The organism is Mesorhizobium sophorae, assembly GCF_002270415.1.
Taxonomy (GTDB): domain Bacteria; phylum Pseudomonadota; class Alphaproteobacteria; order Rhizobiales; family Rhizobiaceae; genus Mesorhizobium; species Mesorhizobium sophorae.
Genome location: NZ_NNRI01000007.1, coordinates 1,402,590 through 1,422,039, shown reverse-complemented (window position 1 = coordinate 1,422,039; position 19,450 = coordinate 1,402,590). Strand labels below are relative to the sequence as shown.

Below are 19,450 nucleotides of genomic sequence, written 5' to 3'. Positions count from 1 at the left end.
CTGATGGCGCAGAAGACGATCGCGTTTTTTCCCGAAGCGGCCTATGGCCCAGCGCTCAATTCCGTCGGCATCGCCCAGGCGGTCGAGGCGCGCGGGCACAAGGCGGTGTTCCTCTCCGATCCTGGCTTCGTCGACGTCTACAAGGGCTACGGCTTCGCAGCCCATCCGGTGAATCTGTCCGAGCCGATGCCGCCCGAGCAGATGGCCAAATTCTGGGAGGACTTCATCAATGGCCACATCCCGAATTTCCGCAAATCGCCTTATGACCAGGTCGACAATTACGTCAAGGATTGCTGGACGGCGATCGTCGATAGCGCCAAATGGGCGCAGAAGGATCTGCCGCGCGTTCTGGCTGACATCAAGCCGGACGTCATCTGCGTCGACAACGTCATCCTGTTCCCGGCGATCAAGCAGTTCGGCAAGCCTTGGGTGCGCGTCATCTCCTGCTCGGAAAACGAGATCGAGGATGAGGACATCCCGCCACATCTTTCCGGCTGCGGCGAGAACGACCATGCCGGCCACCAGCGCTACCGCGACCATTTCAACGCGGTGATCAGGCCGATCCATGACGACTTCAACGCCTTCCTCACCGCCAACATCGAGACGCCCTATCCGATCGGCCAGTTCTTCGAAGCCTCGCCCTACCTGAACCTGCTGCTTTATCCCGAGGCGGCAAAGTTCAAGCGCCGCCATCCGCTCGATCCGGCAAAATTCCAGTATCTCGAAGGCTGCGTGCGACAGGAAAAACCCTACACGGTGCCGACCTTCGCCGAGAACAATGACGGACCGCTGCTTTATGTTTCCTTCGGCAGCCTCGGCGCCGGCGATGTCGACCTGTTGAAGCGCATCATCGCGACGCTGGGCAAGACGCGCTACCGGGCGTTGGTCAATGTCGGCGGCTACAAGGACCAGTACACGGACGTGCCCGGCAACGTCATCGTCGAGAGCTGGTTCCCGCAGCCCTCGGTCATCCCGCAGGTCGATGCGGTGATCCACCATGGCGGCAACAACTCATTCACCGAGTGCCTCTATTTCGGTAAGCCGGCCATCATCATGCCCTATGTCTGGGACGGCCACGACAACGCCACCCGCGTCGAGGAAACCGGCCACGGCTTCGGCATGCCGCGCTACGACTGGAACGATGCCGAGCTCGTCGCCAAGATCGAAGCCTGCCTGACCGATCCGGCGATGAAGGCCAGGCTGGCAAAGACCTCGGCGCAGATGCACGCGCAGAACGGCCCGGAAAAGGCAGCTGGGTTGCTGGAGGCGCTGCTGTGACCTCCTCCGCACCACACCTCCATCAGGCCTCGACCCGCACCGATCTCGTCGACTGGGGTGCCCAGCCGGATGCGCTGGACGGCGCGTCCCATTCCACCGGCAGGCTGGTGCACAAAGGGCCGAACAACCAGCCGGAATCCGGCATCTGGGTCTGCACGCCTGGCCACTGGCGCCTTAGCATCCCGCGCGATGAATTGTGCCATTTCGTCGCCGGCCGCGCGACCTACAGGTCGAATGTCGGCGAAGTGATAGAAGTCAGTGCTGGAACCGTGGTCATGTTCCCGGCCGGCTGGGCGGGCGAATGCACCGTGCATGAGACCATGCGCAACGTCTACATGCTGGCCTGATCCTCGGAGTTTCACAACATGCCGACACCACACTGGCAAAACGCCTCGACCGTGGACCTGGAGGATTGGGGCGCGGGCAGCAACACGCTAGCCGGCTCGCCGCGCGCCTCGGGCAAGACCCTGTCGCAGAACCCGGACGGATCGAGCGAATGCGGCCTGTGGTCGTGCACATCGGGCACGCGGAAAGTCACCTTCCAGGCCGACGAGTTCTGCCATTTCCTGTCGGGAAGCGGCAGCTATGTCCATGAGAACGGCGAAGAGGTTCCGGTCGAGGCCGGCACGCTTGTGTTCTTCCCGGCCGGCTGGACCGGCATCTCCATCATCACCGAAACGCTGACCAAGGCCTTCATGTGCCGGTGAGCACCAATGCCACCTAGGGAAAATCGATATGACAACACCGATCATGAAGTCCCCGCTCACTATTACCGACCTCGTCGACTGGGGCGTCATCCCGACTATGATCGAGGGCGAATCCCACACTTCGGGCAAGCTGCTGTACAAAGGGCCTGAAGGCCGTTCCGAATGTGGCCTGTGGGTGTGCACGCCAGGCAAATGGCACTGCCACGTCACCCGCGACGAGTTCTGCCACTTCCTCGAGGGCCGCTGCACCTATGTCCATGAATCCGGCGAGATCATCGAGATCGAGCCGGACACGGCGGCGTTCTTTCCGCAGGACTGGAAAGGCGTCTGCACCGTCCATGAGACGATCAAGAAGGTCTACATGATCCGCTGAGCGGGTCCGAGAGGATATCCATGCATTTCGCCCCTGACCGGCCGACCTACTTCGTCAATCCGGACTACCGGCCGATGACCGCTGCGAACAAACCGGTGATCGATCCGGCAACGCTGGAGACAGTTGGGGCTATCGCGTCGGCCAGCGATGGCGAGATCGACGCCGCGCTGACCGCCGCGACCAAGGCGCAGGCCGCCTGGAAAAGGCTCGACGCCAAGAGCCGCGCCAAGCACCTCCATGCCGTCGCCAATGCCATCGAAGCGGCCGACTTCACGCATTGCGCCGAGCTGATGGTGCGCGAGATGGGCAAGCCCTATCCGGAAGCCATCGGTGAGATCGCCAACTGCGCGCCGATCTTCCGCTACTATGCCGAGATGGCGCGCGACGATGCCGGCAAGATCGCCGGCACGACGCAGGCCGGTTCCTTCCAGTATGCGCGTTACGAGCCCTATGGCGTCTCCGTCCACATCATGCCTTACAACTTCCCGATCCTGCTGATGTGCTGGACTGTTGCGGCATCGCTCGCCGCCGGCAACGCCTGCGTCATCAAGCCGGCCGAGGCGACGACGCTGTCGACGCTCGACTACATGACCATGTTCCGCTCGCTGCCGGAGGGGCTGGTCTCCTGCCTGCCCGGCGGCGCTGCCACCGCGCAGGCGCTGATCGTTTCCGACCGCACCCATGCTGTCGCCTTCACCGGCTCGGTCGCCGCCGGCAAGGCGGTGGCGGTGGCCTGTGCCGAACGCATGAAGCCTTGCGTCATCGAAGCCGGCGGCAGCGATCCGCTGATCATCAGCCAACACGCCCCGCTCGATGTCGCCGCGGCCGGCAGCGTCACCGCCGCCTTCCACCTCACCGGCCAGGTCTGCACCTCGGCCGAGCGCTTCTTCGTCGTCGACGCCGTGCATGACCGCTTTGTCGACCTGTTCGCCGAAAGGACACGCGCGCTGCGCATCGGCAACGGCATGGACAAGACCGAGATCGGCCCGCTGGTCAGCGAAGGCGCGCGGGCGAAAGTGATGCGCCTCGTTGACGATGCTATTCGCAACGGTGCCAGGGCGGTCACCGGCGGGCGCATCCCGCCCGCACACAACACAGGCTGGTTCTACGAGCCAACGATCCTGACCGGTGTCACCCCTGATATGGCGATCGTGCGCGAGGAGTGTTTCGGGCCGGTCGCCGCGATCTGCCGTGTCCGGGATTTCGACGAGGCGATCCGGCTTGCCAATGACAGCCCGTTCGGGCTTGGCGCCTCGGTGTTCACCACCGATCTGGCCGAGGCGCATGAGGCCGCCGAGCGGCTCGAGGCCGGCATGGTCTGGGTCAACAACCCGCTGATCGACAATGACGCCTTGCCCTTCGGCGGCTGGAAGGCTTCGGGCCTCGGCCGCGAACTTGGCCGCCAGGGCCTCGACGCCTTCCGCCGCTCGAAGATGGTGATTATCGACCACAAACCGACGATCCAGGACTGGTGGTATCCCTACCCCGACAGCTGGTTCCGCGAGACCGGTGGCCGCAAGCATGTATGAAGGCAGCGGCGCGGCAAACACCGCGCCGCTCGATACAAACATTTACGCCGCGATCGCTTCGACCAACGCGTGCGAGACAGCGGCAATGACGGCGTTGCGTTTGGCCAGGCTCTGTTTCGTGCCCGTCAGATAGACCGACATCAAAATCGGGTTGCCGGAAGCCGGCCAGATGACGGCCGCGTCGTTGGTGCTGCCGTGCGCGCCGGTTCCGGTCTTGTCGCCACATGTCCAGCCTTTCGGCAGTGCCGCCCTTATGCGCTCGTCGCCGGTCTTGTTCGCCACCAGCCAATCGACAAGCTGCACCCGGCCCTTCTCCGACAGGCTGTTGCCGATCGTCAGCCGTTCAAAATTGCCGGTCATGGCCAGCGGCGAGGTCGTGTCGCGCGCGTCGCCCGGCAGCGACTCGTTCAGCTCCGGTTCGATCCGGTCCAGCCTGGTCACCTTGTCGCCTATCGAACGCAGATAGGCTGTCAGCTGCGCCGGCCCGCCAAACGACTCCAACAACAGATTGGCCGCCCCGTTGTCGCTGACTGTCACGGCGGCCTCGCAAAGCTGCGCCACCGTCATCTCGCCGCCGGCATGTTTCTTGGTCGTCGGAGAGTTCGCGATGACGGCGTCGTGCGGGATCTTGATGCTGCGGTCGAGCTGCTCGATGCCGCCATCGACCCGATGCAGGATGAACGCCGCCGCGAGTGCCTTGAAGGTGCTGCACATGGGGAACAGCTCGCCCTGGCGATAGCCGAATTGCGCGGTCGTTCCGGAGATCCGGCAGGACACGCCGAGCCGGCCGCCGCTTTTCGCCTCGATCCGCCTTATTTTCGGCAAGACCCCATCAAATTTTGTCGGGCTCGTTGCCGCCTTCGCGATGGCACCAACCGGGGCCGTCAAAACCACCGCGAGACCACTGATGAAACTGCGTCTGCTTGTCATGTCCACACTCTCTGTCGCCCCGCGCAGCAGAACTGGACCGAATCCGGCGCCATCGCAAACGAGTAAACATCGCCCCCGCCATAAGAAAAATTAGGGCTGGATGATGAAGCGATCGCACCTCCCGTTGAATGGCTTGCGCGCCTTCGAGGCCTCCGCAAGGCATCTCAGTTTCACCGGCGCCGGTCTCGAACTGCGCGTCACCCAGGCTGCCGTCAGCCATCAGATCAAGGGCCTCGAAGAGGTCCTCGGCATCAGGCTTTTTCGCCGATTGCCGCACGGCCTCGCTTTGAGCGAGGAAGGCGAAGCCCTGCTGCCCGTGCTGAGCGATGCCTTCAACAGGATCAGCGTCACGCTCGACCGCTTCGAGGGCGGCCGCTTCAACGACATCGTCACCGTCGGTGTCGTCGGGACTTTTGCGTCAGGATGGCTGATCCCCAGATTGCCGGCATTTCACCAGGCCTATCCGGACATCGAGCTGCGCATCTCGACCAACAACAACCGGGTCAATCTCGCCGCCGACGGTCTCGACTTTGCCATCCGCTTCGGCGATGGCTCCTGGCAGGGCACCGAGAACACGCCGCTGCTGCCAGGTGGCTTCTCGCCGGCCTGCACCCCCGACATCGCCGCGCGTCTGCGCGACCCTTCCGATCTCGCGCGCGAAACGCTGCTGTGTTCCTACCGGGAAGACGAATGGCTGTGCTGGTTCGAGACGGCAGGCTGCCATTGCCCGCCGATCAAGGGCATCGTCTTCGACTCATCGGTCACCATGGCGAACGCTGCCGTCCAGGGCGCCGGAGTGGCGCTGCTGCCGATTTCGATGTTCAGCCGCGAGCTCTGTTCGGCTGAGCTGGTGCAGCCTTTCGACTGCACCGTCGACGTCGGCCGTTACTGGCTGTCGGCGCGGCGCCGGCGCCAGAACTCGCAGGCAATGACGATATTTGCCGACTGGTTGAAGGCCGAGACGGAGTGCAATTCCAGGAAACGCGTGTAGCGATTTTCCGTCCGGAATTGCACCAACAAATAGGCCGCGTCAGCCGATGCTTTCGCCACCGTCGATCACAAGCGCCTGGCCGGTCATGAAGGATGAACGGTCGGAAACGAGGAACAGGATCGCCTCGGCGATCTCTTCTGCGCTGGCCCAGCGCCCCATCGGGATCTTGGTGCGGACATAGTTTTCGATCGCCTCGCGACCGCCCATCTGGGCGATGAACGGCTCGTTGAACGGCGTGTCGACCCAGCCTGGGCAGAGCGCGTTGACGCGGACATTGTCGCTGGCATAGTCGAGCGACATCTGCCTGGTCATCGCCACCACCGCATGTTTCGACGTGGCGTAGGCGATCATCTCGCGGTCGTAGAACACGCCCGAATTCGAGGCGGTGTTGAGGATGACACCGCCGCCCTGTGCGATCATCGACGGCATGACCAGCCTGGCCGCCAGGAATTGCGCCCGCACATTGACCCGCCACGAGGCATCCATGCCGCCGACCTCGACTTCGGTCAGCGTGCCGCCGACCTGGATGCCGGCATGATTGTGCAGGATGTCGATACGCCCGTGCCTGTCGAGCGTGCCGGCAATGAGCTGCTCGACCGCCGCGTCATCCGCGACATCGGTGGCGAGCGCCTCGGCCCGGCCGCCCGCCGCGCGGATGTCGCAAGCCGTTGCCTCGCCGCTGGCCTGGTCCCGGTCGGCGATGACGACCAGCGCGCCTTCCCTAGCCATGATCATGGCGCCGGCGCGCCCGATGCCGGAGCCGGCACCCGTCACCACGGCGATGCGGTCTTTGAGGATCATGGGTGCGACTTTCAGTTTGATGGTTTGCGTTGGCGCAGCTGCCATTGGGCAAGCACCACAAGCAGCACGGAGGCGACGAGCACGATCGTCGCGATGGCATTGATTTCCGGCGTCACGCCGCGCCGGATCGACGCGAACACATAGATCGGCAGCGTGGTTTGCGCACCGGCGACGAAGAAGGCGACGATGAAATCGTCGAAGGAAAAGGTGAAGGCGAGCAGGTAACCGGCAACCACCGCCGGCATGATCTGCGGAAGGACGATGCTGCGAAACGTCGTCAATGGCGTGGCGTAGAGATCGCTCGAGGCCTCGACCAGGTTGCGGTCGAGGCTGCCGAGACGCGTGCCGACGATCATCGTCACCAGCGCCATCGAAAACAGGCCATGCGCCGCAATGATCGAGCCATAGCCGAGCGACAGGCGCGGCGGCTGGTCGTAGGGCCATATCGAGGCGAGGAACGGGTTGACGACCGCGAACAGCTGGACGAGTGCGACCAGCGTCGAGATGCCGATGACGACCCCGGGAACGACGATCGCGGCACCCAGAAGCGCATCGAAGACAGCGCGGGTCCGTACACTGACGCGCGCCAGGCCAAGCGCGGCCGCAGTGCCGCACAGCGCCGCCAGCGAGGCGCTGGTGGTGGCGATGAACAGGCTGTTCTTCAACGCTTCGACCAGGAACGGGTTGGCCAGCGCCTTGCCGTACCATTGCACGGAAAAGCCGGTTAACTCGCTCGCATGGTGCCCGGCGTTGAAGGAGAACAGCACCACCAGCGCGATCGGCAGATAGAGGAAGGCGAAGACGGCAATGACGAAGGCGCGCATCAGATCAGATCCACCCGGCGGGCGCCCGAGACTTGGGTCGAGATGCGATTGGCCGCGATCAGCACCACCACCGAGACCAGCACCAGTGTGATCGCGATGGCCGATCCGAACGGCCAGTTGCGCGACTGCAGGAACAGGTCGACCAGCGCATTGCCGATGAAGAACACCTTGCCGCCGCCAAGCAGCGTCGGGATCAGATACTCGCCGAGCAGCAGGATCATCACCAGCGAGAAGCCGGTCATCACCCCCGGCAGCGACAGTTTCAGCGTCACGCCAAGGAATGTGGAGAGTGGCGTCGCACCGAGATCGGCGGAGGCTTCCAGCAGCCGGCGGTCGAGCCGCTCGAGGCTGACATAGATCGGCAGGATCATCAGCGGCAGATAGCCATAGACGATGCCGAGCAGCACGGCGCCCGGCGTGTTGATCAGCCTGATATCCTCGAAGCCGACATAAGCGAGCAGAGCCGGAATGCCGCGCCCGCCCAGCACATACATCCAGGCATAGGTCCGCATCAGAAGGCTGGTCCAGAACGGGATGACGACGAGCGCGAGCAGGATCAGCCGCCAGCGCTGCGGCGCTTGCAGGGCGAGGTAATAGGCAACTGGATAGGCGACGAGAAGACAGGCAAGCGCCCCCATCGGCGCCAGCATCATGGTGTTCCAGAAGGCGGTCGCCCGCGCCGGAAGATTGGCATATTGCGCCAGCGTAAAGGCCGCCTGGTAGCCGCCCTCCGGCGCCCGCTCGCCGACGCTGAACACGGCGATGGCTATGAACGGCAGCACCAGGAAGACCACCAGCCACGCCGCCGCCGGACCGAGCAGCAAGGCGGTCAGCAGATTATCACGAAGTTTATTGCCGTGCATTGAAACCGCCCCGGTGCCGGCGGACATGTGCCCGCCGGTCAATTGTCTGCATCAGGCCGGTCGCTCAGGCCGACTTGAAGCGGGCCATCAGTTCGGCCCGGCCGGGATCGGTCAGTGTAGCCGCCGCACCGAACTCGAGCGGCGTCAACAGGTCCGCCGCCGGATAGAGGATCGGATTGTCGAGCACCTCCTTGGGCAGCAGCTTGTTGACCCGCGCATCGGTCGACGGCGCACCATTGGCCAGGTGCTCCTTGACCGCGACCTGCGGATTCATCAGGTAGTTGAGCAGCGCGTAGCCGGCGGGCTTGTTCGGGGCGTCCTTTGGAATGGCATAGAAATCGGTCCAGATCTCGCCGCCTTCCTTGCCCAGCACATAGGCGATCTCGGGAATGTCGCGATGCAGCTGCGCACCGTCATTGGTCCAGCACATGGTCATCCAGGCATCACCCGCGCGCATTCCCGGCTGGTAGTCGGATGAGACCGCGAACAGATGCGGCTTGACCTTCAGCAGCAATTCCTCCGCCTTGGCGAGTTCGTCCTGCTTCAGCGAGTTGAACGAATAGCCGTAATATTTCAGCGCATTGCCGATCGTGGTCAGCTGGTAGTCGTGCACCATGGTGCGGCCGTCGCCCTCCGCCATCGCTGTGTCCCAGAAATCCTTCCAGCTGGTCATCGGCTTGGTCAGCTGCTTGGTGTTGACGGCAAAGCCGGTGGTGCCCCAGTTCTTCGGCACGGCGTAGGTCGTCCCGTCGATCGTGCCTTCCGAGGTGAAGCGCGGATCTTCCTGCGAGCCGTCGAAATTCGGCAGTTTCGCCATATCGAGCGCCTCGATGATGCCGAGCTTCTGGTAGGTCGAGATCGTGTAGTTGGTCGGCACGAACAGGCTCCAGCCGGAGGCGCCGGCCTGCAGCTTGGCCAGCATCTCCTCGTTGGAGCCGAACACGTTGACCTCGACGGCAACGCCGGTGTCCTTCTTGAAATTCTCGAATGTCGCCGGGTCATGATAGTTCGGCCAGGTCGCGATCGACATGCGGTCGCCGAGGCTTTCAGCGGCAAAGGCCGGCGTCGGCATGATGCCGATCTCGCGCGCCATCACCGCCGTCGCAATGCCGAGGCCGGTGAGGCCGAGGAAGTCGCGGCGGCCGATCGAGCCGCGCTTGAGGCGCATCAGTTGGTCGACGAAGTTTTCAGGGCTTATTGGCAGTCCGTCACGATATGATTTCGACATGTTTGGTTACCCTCTGGTTGGTCCCGTTGTTCTTGGGGTCCGGAAACGCCAAGGGCGTTCCGGCGGCAAAGCCGATGGCGACGGGTTCACCCGGCTTGAAGAGATTGCCGTGGCCGATCAGGTGATCAGCCTTGGCGAGTAGCGTCCCGATGCCCTGGACCTCGATCGCGTATTCGGCGGTCGACCCGAGGAAAATCCGGTTCCGGACAATGCCCTTGAACCGGCCGCTTTCCGGAGCGCCGAGACTGAGCGATTCAGGACGCAGGCTGACTGAGACGGTCTCGCCCTGCCGCAAGGCCGTCCGCTTGCGCGCCGCAATGACGGTGCCGTCGGCAAGCGCGATATCCACCAGCTCGCCCGACTGCCCGGCGACCTTGCCGCTCAGCAAATTGGTCTTGCCGACGAAATCGGCGACGAACAGATCGGCCGGCTCGTCATAGATCTCACTCGGCTGTCCGAGCTGGACTATGCGGCCGCCATTCATGACGCAGACAAAATCGCTCATCGACAGCGCCTCCTCCTGGTCGTGGGTGACCAATACGAAGGTGATGCCGATCTCGCGCTGCAGGTTCTGCAGCTCGATCTGCATGTCGGTGCGCAGCTTCTTGTCGAGTGCGGCCAGCGGCTCGTCAAGCAGCAGCACGGCCGGCTTGTTGACCAGTGCGCGCGCCAGCGCGACACGCTGCTGCTGGCCGCCGGACAGTTCGTGGACCTTGCGGCGGCCATAGCCGGCGAGCCGCACCATTGCCAGCGCCTCGCCGACCCTTGAGGCGATCTCGCGCGACGACAGCCGCGGCCGTGCCTGGCGCAGCCCGTAGGCGACGTTGTCCTCGACATCGAGATGCGGAAACAGCGCGTATTGCTGGAACACCATGTTGACAGGCCGCCGGTAGGGCGGCGTGCCGGCCATGTCCTGGCCGCGAATGAACACCTGGCCTTCGCTCGGCTGCTCGAAGCCGCCTATCATGCGCAGGCAGGTCGTCTTGCCGCAGCCGGACGGTCCGAGCAGGGCGACAAAGGCGGAAGGCGGGACGGCAAGATCGATGCCGCTGACCGCGGTCACCGCGCCATAGCGTTTGGTGACGCCGCGAAACTCGATGTCGGGCACTGCGGTCAAGGCTGCGGGGGCTCCAGCAACAGGGCAATTTCAGGACGCTACCAGAGCCAATGGCAGCTAGTATATACCTCGCAGGTGGTATATCTGATCTATTTTCTCGTTTAAGGGGGTATGGATTGTCCCGCAGCGACGAATACGGCCAGCTTGCAACGCTTGTCACCGCGACGCGGGAGACGAGCGGCGACCTCTTCGGCAAGGCGATGGTCGATTGGCTGCGCCAGCATGTCAGCTTCGACCACTGCGTGATCTTCGGCTATCGCGGTGCCGCACGCCCGCCGCTGCTGTTCGAGACCTTTTCGCCGGCCGAAAGCCATGTCTTCGTCGCGCTCTACCAGGAAGGTCCCTATCTGCTCGACCCGTTCCACCATGCGGCGGTGGAGCGCAAGGAAGGGTTCTGGCGCATGCGCGAACTCGCGCCGGACCGCTTCTACGCCAGCGAATATTTCCGCTCCTATTACAGCCAGACCAGGCTGGCCGAGGAGGTCGGCTTCTTCGTGCCTTTGCCGGGAAAGGACGCGCTGGTGTTGTCGCTGATGCGGCTGTGCGCGTCGGGTCCGTTTGGCACCGCCGATGCCAGGCTTCTGCGCGACATGGCTCCGGCGGTGATCAGCTTCGCCAGATTGCGCTGGCCTGCCCTCCCGGCCGACGAACCGCCCGAGACAAAGCAGGACGAGACGATCGCTCCGGTCAACGAGTTCGATCGCGCCCATATCTGGCAGAGCCTGTCGCTGACGCCGCGCGAAAAGCATGTCGTCGACCTGGTGCTGCAGGGGCATTCAACCGAATCGATCGCCAGGGCGATGCGCATCGTGCCGGGAACCGTGAAGGTCCATCGCCGCAACATCTACCGCAAGCTCAAGATCAAGTCGCAGGCCGGCCTGTTCGCGCGCTTCGTCGAGATCATCGACGCACGGGTTCGGTAGTTCCTTAGCCCCCGGTTTCCCAGGAGCCGGTTTCGGCCATCCGCCTGAGCAATGGCGCCACCTTGAACACGTCCTTGCCCGTCCGCTGATGCCAATGGTCGAGCCGCTCGATGAGCTTGGCCGGCCCTTCGAGGCCGGCCCAGAACATCGGTCCGCCCTTGCCGACGGGAAAGCCATAGCCATTGGCCCAGACGACATCGATGTCGGAGGCGCGGGCGGCGATCCCTTCCTCCAGGATCTTGGCGCCCTCGTTGACCAGGGGATAGAGCGTGCGTTCGATGATTTCTTCCGCGCCGATCGCGCGCGGCACGATGCCCTTCTCGGCCGCCTTGTCGCGGATCAGCGCCTCGACTTGCGGGTCAGGAACCGGCGTGCGTTCGCTGGCCTCGTAGAGATAGAAACCACGGCCGGTCTTCTGGCCGAAACGCCCTTGTTCGCACAGGGTGTCGGCGATCACGGCCGTCTGGCCGCGCGCCTTGCGGTTGCGCCAGCCAATGTCGAGGCCGGCGAGATCGCCCATCTGGAACGGCCCCATCGGCCAGCCGAAATCGGTAAACGCCTGGTCGATCTGGCGCGGCGTTGCGCCCTCCAGCAGAAGCGCCTCGGACTCGGCGCCACGCGCCGCCAGCATGCGGTTGCCGACAAAACCGTGGCAGACGCCGACGACGACAGCCACCTTGCCGATCCGCCGCGCCAGGTCGACGACGGTAGCCAGCGCCTCGGGAGCGGTCTTCTCGGCGCGCACGATCTCCAAGAGCTTCATGACATTTGCCGGCGAAAAGAAATGCAGTCCGAGCACATCCTGCGGGCGTGAAGTCGAGGCAGCGATTTCGTTGATGTCGAGATAGGAGGTGTTTGTGGCGAGGATGGCGCCGGGCTTGGCCACCGCGTCGAGCTTGCCGAAGACTTCCTTCTTGACTGCCATGTCTTCGAACACCGCCTCGACGATCAAGTCGCAATCAGCGAGATCGGCATAGTTGGTGGAGCCGGTGAATTGGGCCAGCCGCTGCCACTTCGCATCTTCGGTCAATGATCCCCGCGTGACGGAGACGGCATAGTTCTTGTCGATGGTGCCCAGGCCGCGTTGCAGCACCTCCTGGCTGGTCTCCAGCAAGGTGACGGAATAGCCGCCATTGGCGAAAGCCATGGCGATGCCGCCGCCCATGGTGCCGGCGCCGATGATGCCGATACGCGCGATCCTGCGCTTGATGATATCTTTGCCGGGAATCTTTGCCGCCTCACGTTCGGCGAAGAACAGGTGGCGCTGCGCGCGCGACTGGTCGCTGGCGACGAGCTCGACGAACAGCGCGCGCTCCGCCGCCAGCGCCTCGTCGAACGGCAGCGTGACGGCATTGCGCACCGCCTGCGCACAGGCGATCGGCGCTTCGAGGCCGCGCGCTTTCTTGGCAAGGTCCGCCGCCTCGGCGTCGAAAGCCGCCAGGTCGGTTTCCCTAGGCCCATCATTTCGATCGCGCACCGGCGTGAAGGGACCACCCTTGCGGGCTATTTCCCTGGCGAAGTTCACGGCATGCGTGGTCAGATCGCCTTTGAAGACGGCGTCGACCAGACCGGCGGCATGCGCCTCTTCTGCCCCGATCAACGCACCGGAAACGATCATCTTGAGCGCCTTCACCGCGCCGACAAGGCGCGGCAACCGCACCGTGCCGCCGCCGCCCGGCAAGAGACCGAGCTTGACTTCCGGCAGGCCGAGCTTGGCGCCGGCGTCGGCGACGCGGAAATGACAGCCGAGCGCCAGCTCCAGGCCGCCGCCCAGCGCGGTGCCGTGGATGGCGGCGATCGTCGGCTTGGCGATGGTTTCCAGCGTTGCCACGATGGCGCGCAGTTCGGGCTGCTGCACCGGCTTGCCGAATTCGGTGATGTCGGCGCCGGCAACGAACGTTCGGCCGGCGCAGGCGATGACGATCGCCGCGACCGTCGGATCATCCCGCAGCCCAACGAGAGCCTGCATCAGCGGTTCGCGAACATGAAAGCTCAGCGCATTGACCGGCGGATTGTCGATGGTGACGATGGCGACATCGCCGTCGCGGCTGACCTTCAGGAAATCGGACACGCAAACCTCCCAGCATTGGTGAGCGGCTTGCAGCCGCGCGCACGGGATTTACAGCGCCACGACGCCGATGGGAACCGGGTGCCGGCCTGGCACAATGATTACCGGCCTTGACGTGCCGCTGCGCGCCGGCGGCCTCCGCCGCCGCCACACTGCGCGCCATCGCGACTACCGCAGCGCCTTCTGCCCACCCGCGGCCGTGATGACACCGACGATGATAAGCCCTGTCAGCAGCAGCCGCACGCCGGCACTGACGCCGAACGTGTTGAGCATGGTCAAAAGCAGCACCAGGAACAGCGCCGCACCCCAGACGCCCGGCACGTTGGCTTTGCCGCCGGCCACCGAGGTGCCGCCAATGACGACGACGGCGATCGAGGCCAGCAGATATTCGTTGCCGATATCGACATTGGCGCCACGGAAATAGCCGGCGAGCAGCGCCCCGTCGATGCCGCCGAGCGCCCCGGACAGCGTATAGGTGAGGAAGCGTATAAGGCCGACATTGACGCCGGCAAGCCACGCCGCGCGGATGTTCTGGCCGATCGCCAGCACCGAGCGGCCATAGATCATCCGCTGCAGCGCGATGGCGGCACCGACGGTGAACAGCACGGTAAGGATCGCCAGCACCGGAATGCCCAGCACCTGCCAGTTGGCGAAATCGGCGAAGCCGGGCGGCGGCTTGATCTGCAACCCGCGCCCATAGCTGATGTCGATCGACTGGATGATGAAGCTGGCCGACAGCGTGGCTATGATCGGCGGGATGCGCAGCGCCCAGATCAGCAAATAGTTGGCGGCGCCGATCGCGGCACCCGTGGCGAGCGCCGCCAAAAGCCCGACCACGATCATGGCATCGTTGCCGTCCATCACCTTCATGGCGACGGCGCTGGCAAGGCCGATATTGGCCGGCAGCGACAGGTCGACATTACCAGGCCCAAGCGTGATGACGAACATCTGGCCGACACCGACAATGACGGTGAACACCGCCAGCGACAGTGCCGCGGTGACCATGCCGCCGGCGCCATAGCCGCCGGTGAAGGCGATCGTCGCCAGCCACACCAGCAAGGCACCGAGGAACGACCAGATCCAGGGTTTGGCAAGCAGTGGTTTCAATGCGGCCATGGCTACCTCTCCCGGCGGCTGATCAGGACGCGGGCCGCCAGCACGATGATCAGGATGGCGCCATTGGCGGCCACCTGCCAGTCGGGCGGAATGTGCATAAAGGTGAGCAGCGGCGAGGCGGCCAGCGCCAGTGTCAGCGCGCCGATCACCGCGCCGATCGGCGACACCCGGCCGCCGACGAATTCGCCGCCGCCGAGGATGACGCCGGCAATCGCCAGCAGCGTGTAGCCATTGCCGATATTGGCATCGGCCGAGGTGGTGATGCCAATCAGCGCCATGCCGGACAGCACGCCGAACAGGCCGGCCAGCGCAAACAGCACGATCTTGGTCTTGAGCAGCGACCAGCCGGCGCGGCCGAGGGCGGCCGGATTGCCGCCGGAACCACGCAGGATCACGCCATAGGAGGTACGCATCAGCCCGAAATGGACGATGAGGCCGATCAGCAGCGCCGCGATGATCGGGAACGGCACGAAAGGCGGTTTGAATGCCATGAAGGCCAGCAGCCAGTCCGGCGCCTTCCCGCCGGGTTTGGGCAGGACGAGGATGGCCAGACCTTGCCAGACGAAGCTCATCCCAAGCGTCACCACGATCGAAGGCAGGTTGCGCAGATGGATCAGCGCGCCGAGCAAAGCATAGACGCCGATCGACCCGAGCAGGATGGCGACACCGATCAGCGGCGCGTCCTTCAGCCACGTCGCGGTCACGCAGCCGACGAAACCGACGAAAGTGCCGATCGACAGGTCGAGTTCATTGCCGGCGATGACGAACATCTGCGCGATCGTCGCCAGGGCGATCGGGATCGCGAGGTTCAGCATCAGGCTGAAGCCGAAATAGCTGATGGCCCGCGGATTGAGCCAGGCGATGGCGAGCAGCACCAGCGCCAGCGACAGCGCCGGCAACAACCCTCGCAACAGGCGGGCGCGGGCCAGCGCGCCGCGCTCGGCGGAACTCCTGGCAGTGGTGTCGAGGCTGGCGGCCGTCATCTCAGGCCGCATCGCCGAACGAGGACTGGATAATCTTCTCTTCGGTCAATTCGTCGCGGCCCAGATTGGCGACGATGCGGCCGTTCTTGAAGACATAGATGTGGTCGCAATTGTCGAGCTCTTCGGTTTCTGTGGTGTACCAAAGGAAAGTGCGGCCGCGGCGGGCCTCTTCCTGTACGAGGTCATAGACCTCCAGTTTGGTGCCTATATCGACGCCGCGCATCGGGTCGTCCATCAGCACGATCTGCGCGTCCGAGCCAAGCGCCCGGGCAAACAGCGCCTTCTGCTGGTTACCGCCCGACAGCGAGAAGATGTTGTTGTTCATGTCCGGCGTGCGGATGCCGATCTTCTTTTGCCAGACTGCAGCGAGTTCGGCCTCGCGCTGCGGCGAGATCAACAGCCCGTTGCGCAAACGCGCCAGCGAGCGGATGCCGATATTCTGCACAATCGACCATTGCGGGAAGATGCCATCCGACTGGCGGTCGCCGGCCACCAGCGCCACTGGCGCGGTGACCTCGATACCGGCTCGGGCACGCGATGCAGCAGCGAAGATCGCCAGCAACAGGTCGGTCTGGCCATGGCCCGCCAGACCGGCTAGGCCGATGATCTCGCCGGCACGGGCGACAAGGTCGGTGCCGTCCTTCTGCACGGCGGGTCGCGCCCGCACCCGGAGCGCGCTGGCCCCTGGTTTGGCGTCGGCGACTTGCGCCGCGATCTTCTGGCGCGCTTCCGCCCCGCCCATCGCCGTCACCAGCCGGTCGCGGTCGAAGGCACCAGCGGCGTCGGCGACAACCACCTTGCCGTCGCGCATCACCACGATGCGGTCGGCATTCCGCAACACCTCGCCCAGCACATGCGAGATCAGGATGCAGCTTTTGCCGCCGGCGACGAAGCGGCGCACGAACGCCAGCAACTGTCCTGCCGTGTGCGCGTCGAGCGACGATGTCGGCTCGTCCAGGATGACGAGGTCGAGCCTATCCTGCGTGACCGTGAAGGCGCGCGCCACCTCGACCATCTGGCGCCGGCCGATCGACAGGTCGCCGACGATGTCGGACGCCGAGATGCTGTGACCGGGAAAGATCTCGTCGAGCTTGGCGGCGATCAGTTCGGCCGCCTTGCGCCGCCAGCCGAAGCCGCGCAGCGAGGCATGGTTGATGCGCGTGTTTTCTGCAACGCTGAGGTTGGGACACAACGACAATTCCTGGAAGACGCAGCGTATGCCCAGTTGCTGTGCCCGCGACACCGAGTAATTGTCCTCGATGCCGCCATGCACGCCGATCTGGCCGCTGTCGGGCACCAGCGTGCCCGCAACCATATGCATCAGCGTCGACTTGCCGGCGCCATTGTGGCCGACAAGCCCAACGCATTCGCCGGGGCCAACGTGGAAATCCACGCCGCCCAGCGCGCGAACGGCGCCGAAATGTTTTTCGGCGCCGTTCAGTCTGATGATGTCAGCGTTCCCTGCAACCATGCTCAACGATATCCGCTCGACGATACGGACGGCAACGCTTCTCCGACACTCACTTGATGTTGGCTTTGATGGCCGCGATCGCGTCCTCTTGCGTGTATTCGTGGCTGGCGACGCCACCCTTGACGATCTTCGGCAGTTCGGCCTCGAAATCGTCCTGGGTGAAGGCCAGATACGGCACCAGCAGATCGTGCGGGATGTCGGTGCGGCCGTCGAGCACCTGTTGCGCCACCCAGAATGCGAGCGACGACACGCCCGGCGCGATCGACGCCGACCAGGTCTTGTAGCCGTCCTTGTCCTTCTGTTCCTTCCACCACTGCAATTCGTCCTGGCGGTTGCCCATGATGATGGTCGGGCGCGGCTTGCCGGCGGCGGCAAAGGCCTGCGCCGCGCCGTAGCCGTCACCGCCCTGGTCGACGATGCCGACGACGTCGGGCAGCGACGGCAGGATGGTCGCGACCGCCTTCTGCGCCGTGGTCTGGTCCCAATCGCCGGTCACCGAACCGACGATCTTGAACTCGGGATGGGCAGCGACACCTTCAAGGATGCCGGCATGGATGGCGTCGTCGATCGAGGTGCCGGCAAGGCCACGGATTTCCAGCAGATTGCCGCCCTTGGGCTGGAACTTGGCCATCTGCTCGACTTCCTGCTTGCCCATGTCCTTGAAGTCGACGACGACGCGATAGGCGCAAGGTTCGGTGACGGTGCCGTCGAAGGAGACGACGGTGATGCCGGCGTCACACGCCTGCTTGATGGCGCCGTTGAGCGCGTCCGGCGAAGCGGAGTTGATGACGATCGCGTCATAGCCCTGCAGGATCAGGTTCTGCACCTGAGCCGCCTGCGTCGGCACTTCCTTGTCGGCGGTCGTGAAGATATCGGCCGCGCCGACGACCTTGTCGGCGACCGCCTTCTTGGTGACGATGCCATAGCTGTCGAGCATCGCCTGCCGCCACGAATTGCCGGCGTAGTTGTTGGAGAAGGCGATCTTCTTGCCACTGGTGTCGGCAAGTGCGGTGCCCGAGGCGAGCATCGCCGCCAGAGCGCCCAAGACAAACAGTTTCTTCATGTCGTAATCCTCCCAGATGTTTACTGCTGCAGTTCCTGCCGGTTTTGACCCCGGCCTCACTCCCAATCTGATTTGAGCACGGACGGTCCCGAACTCAAAACAGTCTCAATCCCGGCACCCGCACCCGGAGCCGGTACAGCGACGTCGATGCGGCGATGTACAGGCTCCTCAGATCATCGTCGCCGAAGGTGAAATTCGCGCAGTCTTCCGGCGTCCGGATGACGCCCAGAATGGCACCCGACGCGTCGAAGACATGGATGCCGCCGGGGCCGGTGCAGTAGACATTGCCGCGGCTGTCGATCTTCATGCCGTCCGGCGCTCCCGGCCCGTCACCCTCTGTCACCGCCCACACCGCACCGCCGTTGAGGTCGCCATCCGCCTCGACGCCGAACACCCTGATATGTCCGCGTTCGGTGTCGTTGATAAACAGCCGCGACTCGTCCAGCGAGAAGCAAAGCCCGTTCGGCTGGACGAAATCGTCGGCCAGCAATGTCAGCCGGGCGCCGTCGCCGTCGATGCGGTAGACGCCCTGGAAAGACAATTCCTGCGGCCGCGGTACGCCGTAGAATTCCACTCGGCCATAACCCGGATCGGTGAAGTAGATCGAGCCGCCGGTGGCAACGACGATATCGTTCGGGCTGTTGAGCTGCTTGTTCTGATGGTGTGTGGCAAGAACGGTCACGCTGCCATTGGGTTCGGCGCGGGTCACCCGGCTCGTCGCGTGTTCGCAGGTGACCAACCGTCCCTGGCGATCCAGCGTATTGCCATTGGCTTTGTGGCTCGGCTCGCGGAACAGCTCGATCTCGCCCGTGGCGCTGCGGCGATACATGCGGCTTTCCGGAATGTCGGAGAAAACCAGCCACTTTTCATAGGGGTGCCACACCGGCCCTTCGAGGAAACCGAAGCCGCTCGCCAGCGTTTCGATCGTCGCATCGCCGACGACGTCGTCGAAGCCGGAATGGCGAGCTCGCGCCGACACCGACATCACTGGTGCCTGGCGGCGCGAACAGCCGTGCGAATTCGCATGGCGACGAATGGCATGAGCGCTTCCCTGACATGTTTTCTTATTGGGGATCGAAGGTAGTTGCGGCACCGGCGTGGCGATACGGGTCAAAGCGCACGCCCGACTGTGCATTTGCACAGTCGGGCCCAAGCAAAGGAAAAGTGTCAAACGGCTTTCCGAAC

The 19,450-nt window shown here is 64.2% G+C and carries 19 protein-coding genes; 7 read left to right on the top strand and 12 right to left on the bottom strand.

Annotated elements, in window-relative coordinates; all coding sequences use genetic code 11:
• Nucleotides 1–3: 3 nt before the first annotated feature.
• From CGZ66_RS11335 to CGZ66_RS11315, 5 genes are read left to right on the top strand one after another with little or no spacing between them, the layout of a single operon-like run.
• Nucleotides 4–1,278 (top strand): glycosyltransferase, encoded by a 1,275-nt coding sequence (locus CGZ66_RS11335; RefSeq protein ID WP_095084094.1) that lies wholly within the window; start codon nt 4–6, stop codon nt 1,276–1,278.
• Nucleotides 1,275–1,625: a cupin domain-containing protein gene (locus CGZ66_RS11330; protein WP_095084093.1), complete on the top strand. Its 351-nt coding sequence runs from the start codon at nt 1,275–1,277 to the stop codon at nt 1,623–1,625. The genes CGZ66_RS11335 and CGZ66_RS11330 overlap by 4 nt, the downstream gene beginning before the upstream one ends.
• Nucleotides 1,626–1,643: 18 nt before the next feature.
• On the top strand, nt 1,644–1,985 hold the full coding sequence (locus tag CGZ66_RS11325) for a cupin domain-containing protein (protein ID WP_095084092.1): 342 nt from the start codon (nt 1,644–1,646) through the stop codon (nt 1,983–1,985).
• 28 nt (nt 1,986–2,013) lie between these two features.
• Nucleotides 2,014–2,358, top strand: a complete 345-nt coding sequence (locus CGZ66_RS11320; protein WP_095084091.1) for a cupin domain-containing protein — start codon at nt 2,014–2,016, stop codon at nt 2,356–2,358.
• A gap of 20 nt (nt 2,359–2,378) precedes the next feature.
• A complete protein-coding gene (locus CGZ66_RS11315; protein WP_095084090.1) occupies nt 2,379–3,887 on the top strand; it encodes an aldehyde dehydrogenase family protein in 1,509 nt (502 codons plus the stop codon).
• Between the two features lie 42 nt (nt 3,888–3,929).
• Here CGZ66_RS11315 and bla read toward each other — a convergent pair whose 3' ends face one another.
• Nucleotides 3,930–4,817: a class A beta-lactamase gene (bla, locus tag CGZ66_RS11310; protein WP_095084403.1), complete on the bottom strand. Its 888-nt coding sequence runs from the start codon at nt 4,815–4,817 to the stop codon at nt 3,930–3,932.
• A 103-nt stretch (nt 4,818–4,920) separates the two neighbouring features.
• On the opposite strand from bla, the gene CGZ66_RS11305 reads away from it, so the two are divergent.
• Nucleotides 4,921–5,808: a LysR family transcriptional regulator gene (locus CGZ66_RS11305; protein WP_095084402.1), complete on the top strand. Its 888-nt coding sequence runs from the start codon at nt 4,921–4,923 to the stop codon at nt 5,806–5,808.
• Between the two features lie 39 nt (nt 5,809–5,847).
• Here CGZ66_RS11305 and CGZ66_RS11300 read toward each other — a convergent pair whose 3' ends face one another.
• The 5 genes from CGZ66_RS11300 to CGZ66_RS11280 form a co-directional block, all read right to left on the bottom strand.
• Nucleotides 5,848–6,609 (bottom strand): SDR family NAD(P)-dependent oxidoreductase, encoded by a 762-nt coding sequence (locus CGZ66_RS11300; protein WP_095084401.1) that lies wholly within the window; start codon nt 6,607–6,609, stop codon nt 5,848–5,850.
• An 11-nt stretch (nt 6,610–6,620) separates the two neighbouring features.
• Nucleotides 6,621–7,433 (bottom strand): ABC transporter permease, encoded by an 813-nt coding sequence (locus CGZ66_RS11295; RefSeq protein WP_095084089.1) that lies wholly within the window; start codon nt 7,431–7,433, stop codon nt 6,621–6,623.
• Nucleotides 7,433–8,296 carry an ABC transporter permease gene (locus CGZ66_RS11290; RefSeq protein WP_095084400.1) on the bottom strand — a complete coding sequence of 288 codons (864 nt, stop codon included), beginning with the start codon at nt 8,294–8,296 and terminating at the stop codon, nt 7,433–7,435. Before CGZ66_RS11290 ends, CGZ66_RS11295 begins: the two co-directional genes overlap by 1 nt.
• Nucleotides 8,297–8,360: 64 nt before the next feature.
• Entirely contained in the window at nt 8,361–9,524 is a 1,164-nt protein-coding gene (locus CGZ66_RS11285; protein WP_095084088.1) for an ABC transporter substrate-binding protein, read from the bottom strand.
• Nucleotides 9,505–10,641, bottom strand: coding sequence for an ABC transporter ATP-binding protein (locus CGZ66_RS11280; RefSeq protein ID WP_095084087.1), 1,137 nt, complete (start codon nt 10,639–10,641; stop codon nt 9,505–9,507). The genes CGZ66_RS11285 and CGZ66_RS11280 overlap by 20 nt, the downstream gene beginning before the upstream one ends.
• Before the next feature lie 116 nt (nt 10,642–10,757).
• Between CGZ66_RS11280 and CGZ66_RS11275 the strand changes: the two genes are divergently transcribed.
• Nucleotides 10,758–11,564, top strand: a complete 807-nt coding sequence (locus CGZ66_RS11275; RefSeq protein ID WP_095084086.1) for a response regulator transcription factor — start codon at nt 10,758–10,760, stop codon at nt 11,562–11,564.
• Nucleotides 11,565–11,568: 4 nt separating this feature from the next.
• Here CGZ66_RS11275 and CGZ66_RS11270 read toward each other — a convergent pair whose 3' ends face one another.
• The 6 genes from CGZ66_RS11270 to CGZ66_RS11245 form a co-directional block, all read right to left on the bottom strand.
• Nucleotides 11,569–13,635, bottom strand: a complete 2,067-nt coding sequence (locus tag CGZ66_RS11270) for a 3-hydroxyacyl-CoA dehydrogenase NAD-binding domain-containing protein (protein WP_095084085.1) — start codon at nt 13,633–13,635, stop codon at nt 11,569–11,571.
• 165 nt (nt 13,636–13,800) lie between these two features.
• Complete coding sequence (locus CGZ66_RS11265) at nt 13,801–14,748, bottom strand: ABC transporter permease (RefSeq protein WP_095084084.1); 948 nt, start codon at nt 14,746–14,748, stop codon at nt 13,801–13,803.
• A gap of 2 nt (nt 14,749–14,750) precedes the next feature.
• Nucleotides 14,751–15,731, bottom strand: coding sequence for an ABC transporter permease (locus CGZ66_RS11260; RefSeq protein ID WP_167392052.1), 981 nt, complete (start codon nt 15,729–15,731; stop codon nt 14,751–14,753).
• 1 nt (nt 15,732) lies between these two features.
• Nucleotides 15,733–17,202: a sugar ABC transporter ATP-binding protein gene (locus tag CGZ66_RS11255; protein WP_095084082.1), complete on the bottom strand. Its 1,470-nt coding sequence runs from the start codon at nt 17,200–17,202 to the stop codon at nt 15,733–15,735.
• Between the two features lie 49 nt (nt 17,203–17,251).
• Nucleotides 17,252–18,265, bottom strand: coding sequence for a substrate-binding domain-containing protein (locus CGZ66_RS11250; protein ID WP_095084081.1), 1,014 nt, complete (start codon nt 18,263–18,265; stop codon nt 17,252–17,254).
• A gap of 94 nt (nt 18,266–18,359) precedes the next feature.
• The gene (locus CGZ66_RS11245; protein WP_095084080.1) at nt 18,360–19,250 is read right to left on the bottom strand and encodes an SMP-30/gluconolactonase/LRE family protein; all 891 of its coding nucleotides are present in this window, start codon (nt 19,248–19,250) and stop codon (nt 18,360–18,362) included.
• Between the last annotated feature and the right edge of the window lie 200 nt (nt 19,251–19,450).

Excerpts from the sequence above, each read along its gene's own strand:
- CGZ66_RS11335 (WP_095084094.1), top strand. The coding sequence starts at position 4 with ATGGCGCAGAAGACGATCGCGTTTTTTCCCGAAGCGGCCTATGGCCCA.
- CGZ66_RS11325 (WP_095084092.1), top strand. The coding sequence starts at position 1,644 with ATGCCGACACCACACTGGCAAAACGCCTCGACCGTGGACCTGGAGGAT.
- CGZ66_RS11320 (WP_095084091.1), top strand. The coding sequence starts at position 2,014 with ATGACAACACCGATCATGAAGTCCCCGCTCACTATTACCGACCTCGTC.
- CGZ66_RS11315 (WP_095084090.1), top strand. The coding sequence starts at position 2,379 with ATGCATTTCGCCCCTGACCGGCCGACCTACTTCGTCAATCCGGACTAC.
- bla (WP_095084403.1), bottom strand. The coding sequence starts at position 4,817 with ATGACAAGCAGACGCAGTTTCATCAGTGGTCTCGCGGTGGTTTTGACG.
- CGZ66_RS11305 (WP_095084402.1), top strand. The coding sequence starts at position 4,921 with ATGAAGCGATCGCACCTCCCGTTGAATGGCTTGCGCGCCTTCGAGGCC.
- CGZ66_RS11300 (WP_095084401.1), bottom strand. The coding sequence starts at position 6,609 with ATGATCCTCAAAGACCGCATCGCCGTGGTGACGGGTGCCGGCTCCGGC.
- CGZ66_RS11295 (WP_095084089.1), bottom strand. The coding sequence starts at position 7,433 with ATGCGCGCCTTCGTCATTGCCGTCTTCGCCTTCCTCTATCTGCCGATC.
- CGZ66_RS11290 (WP_095084400.1), bottom strand. The coding sequence starts at position 8,296 with ATGCACGGCAATAAACTTCGTGATAATCTGCTGACCGCCTTGCTGCTC.
- CGZ66_RS11285 (WP_095084088.1), bottom strand. The coding sequence starts at position 9,524 with ATGTCGAAATCATATCGTGACGGACTGCCAATAAGCCCTGAAAACTTC.
- CGZ66_RS11265 (WP_095084084.1), bottom strand. The coding sequence starts at position 14,748 with ATGGCCGCATTGAAACCACTGCTTGCCAAACCCTGGATCTGGTCGTTC.
- CGZ66_RS11260 (WP_167392052.1), bottom strand. The coding sequence starts at position 15,731 with ATGACGGCCGCCAGCCTCGACACCACTGCCAGGAGTTCCGCCGAGCGC.
- CGZ66_RS11255 (WP_095084082.1), bottom strand. The coding sequence starts at position 17,202 with ATGGTTGCAGGGAACGCTGACATCATCAGACTGAACGGCGCCGAAAAA.
- CGZ66_RS11250 (WP_095084081.1), bottom strand. The coding sequence starts at position 18,265 with ATGAAGAAACTGTTTGTCTTGGGCGCTCTGGCGGCGATGCTCGCCTCG.
- CGZ66_RS11245 (WP_095084080.1), bottom strand. The coding sequence starts at position 19,250 with ATGTCGGTGTCGGCGCGAGCTCGCCATTCCGGCTTCGACGACGTCGTC.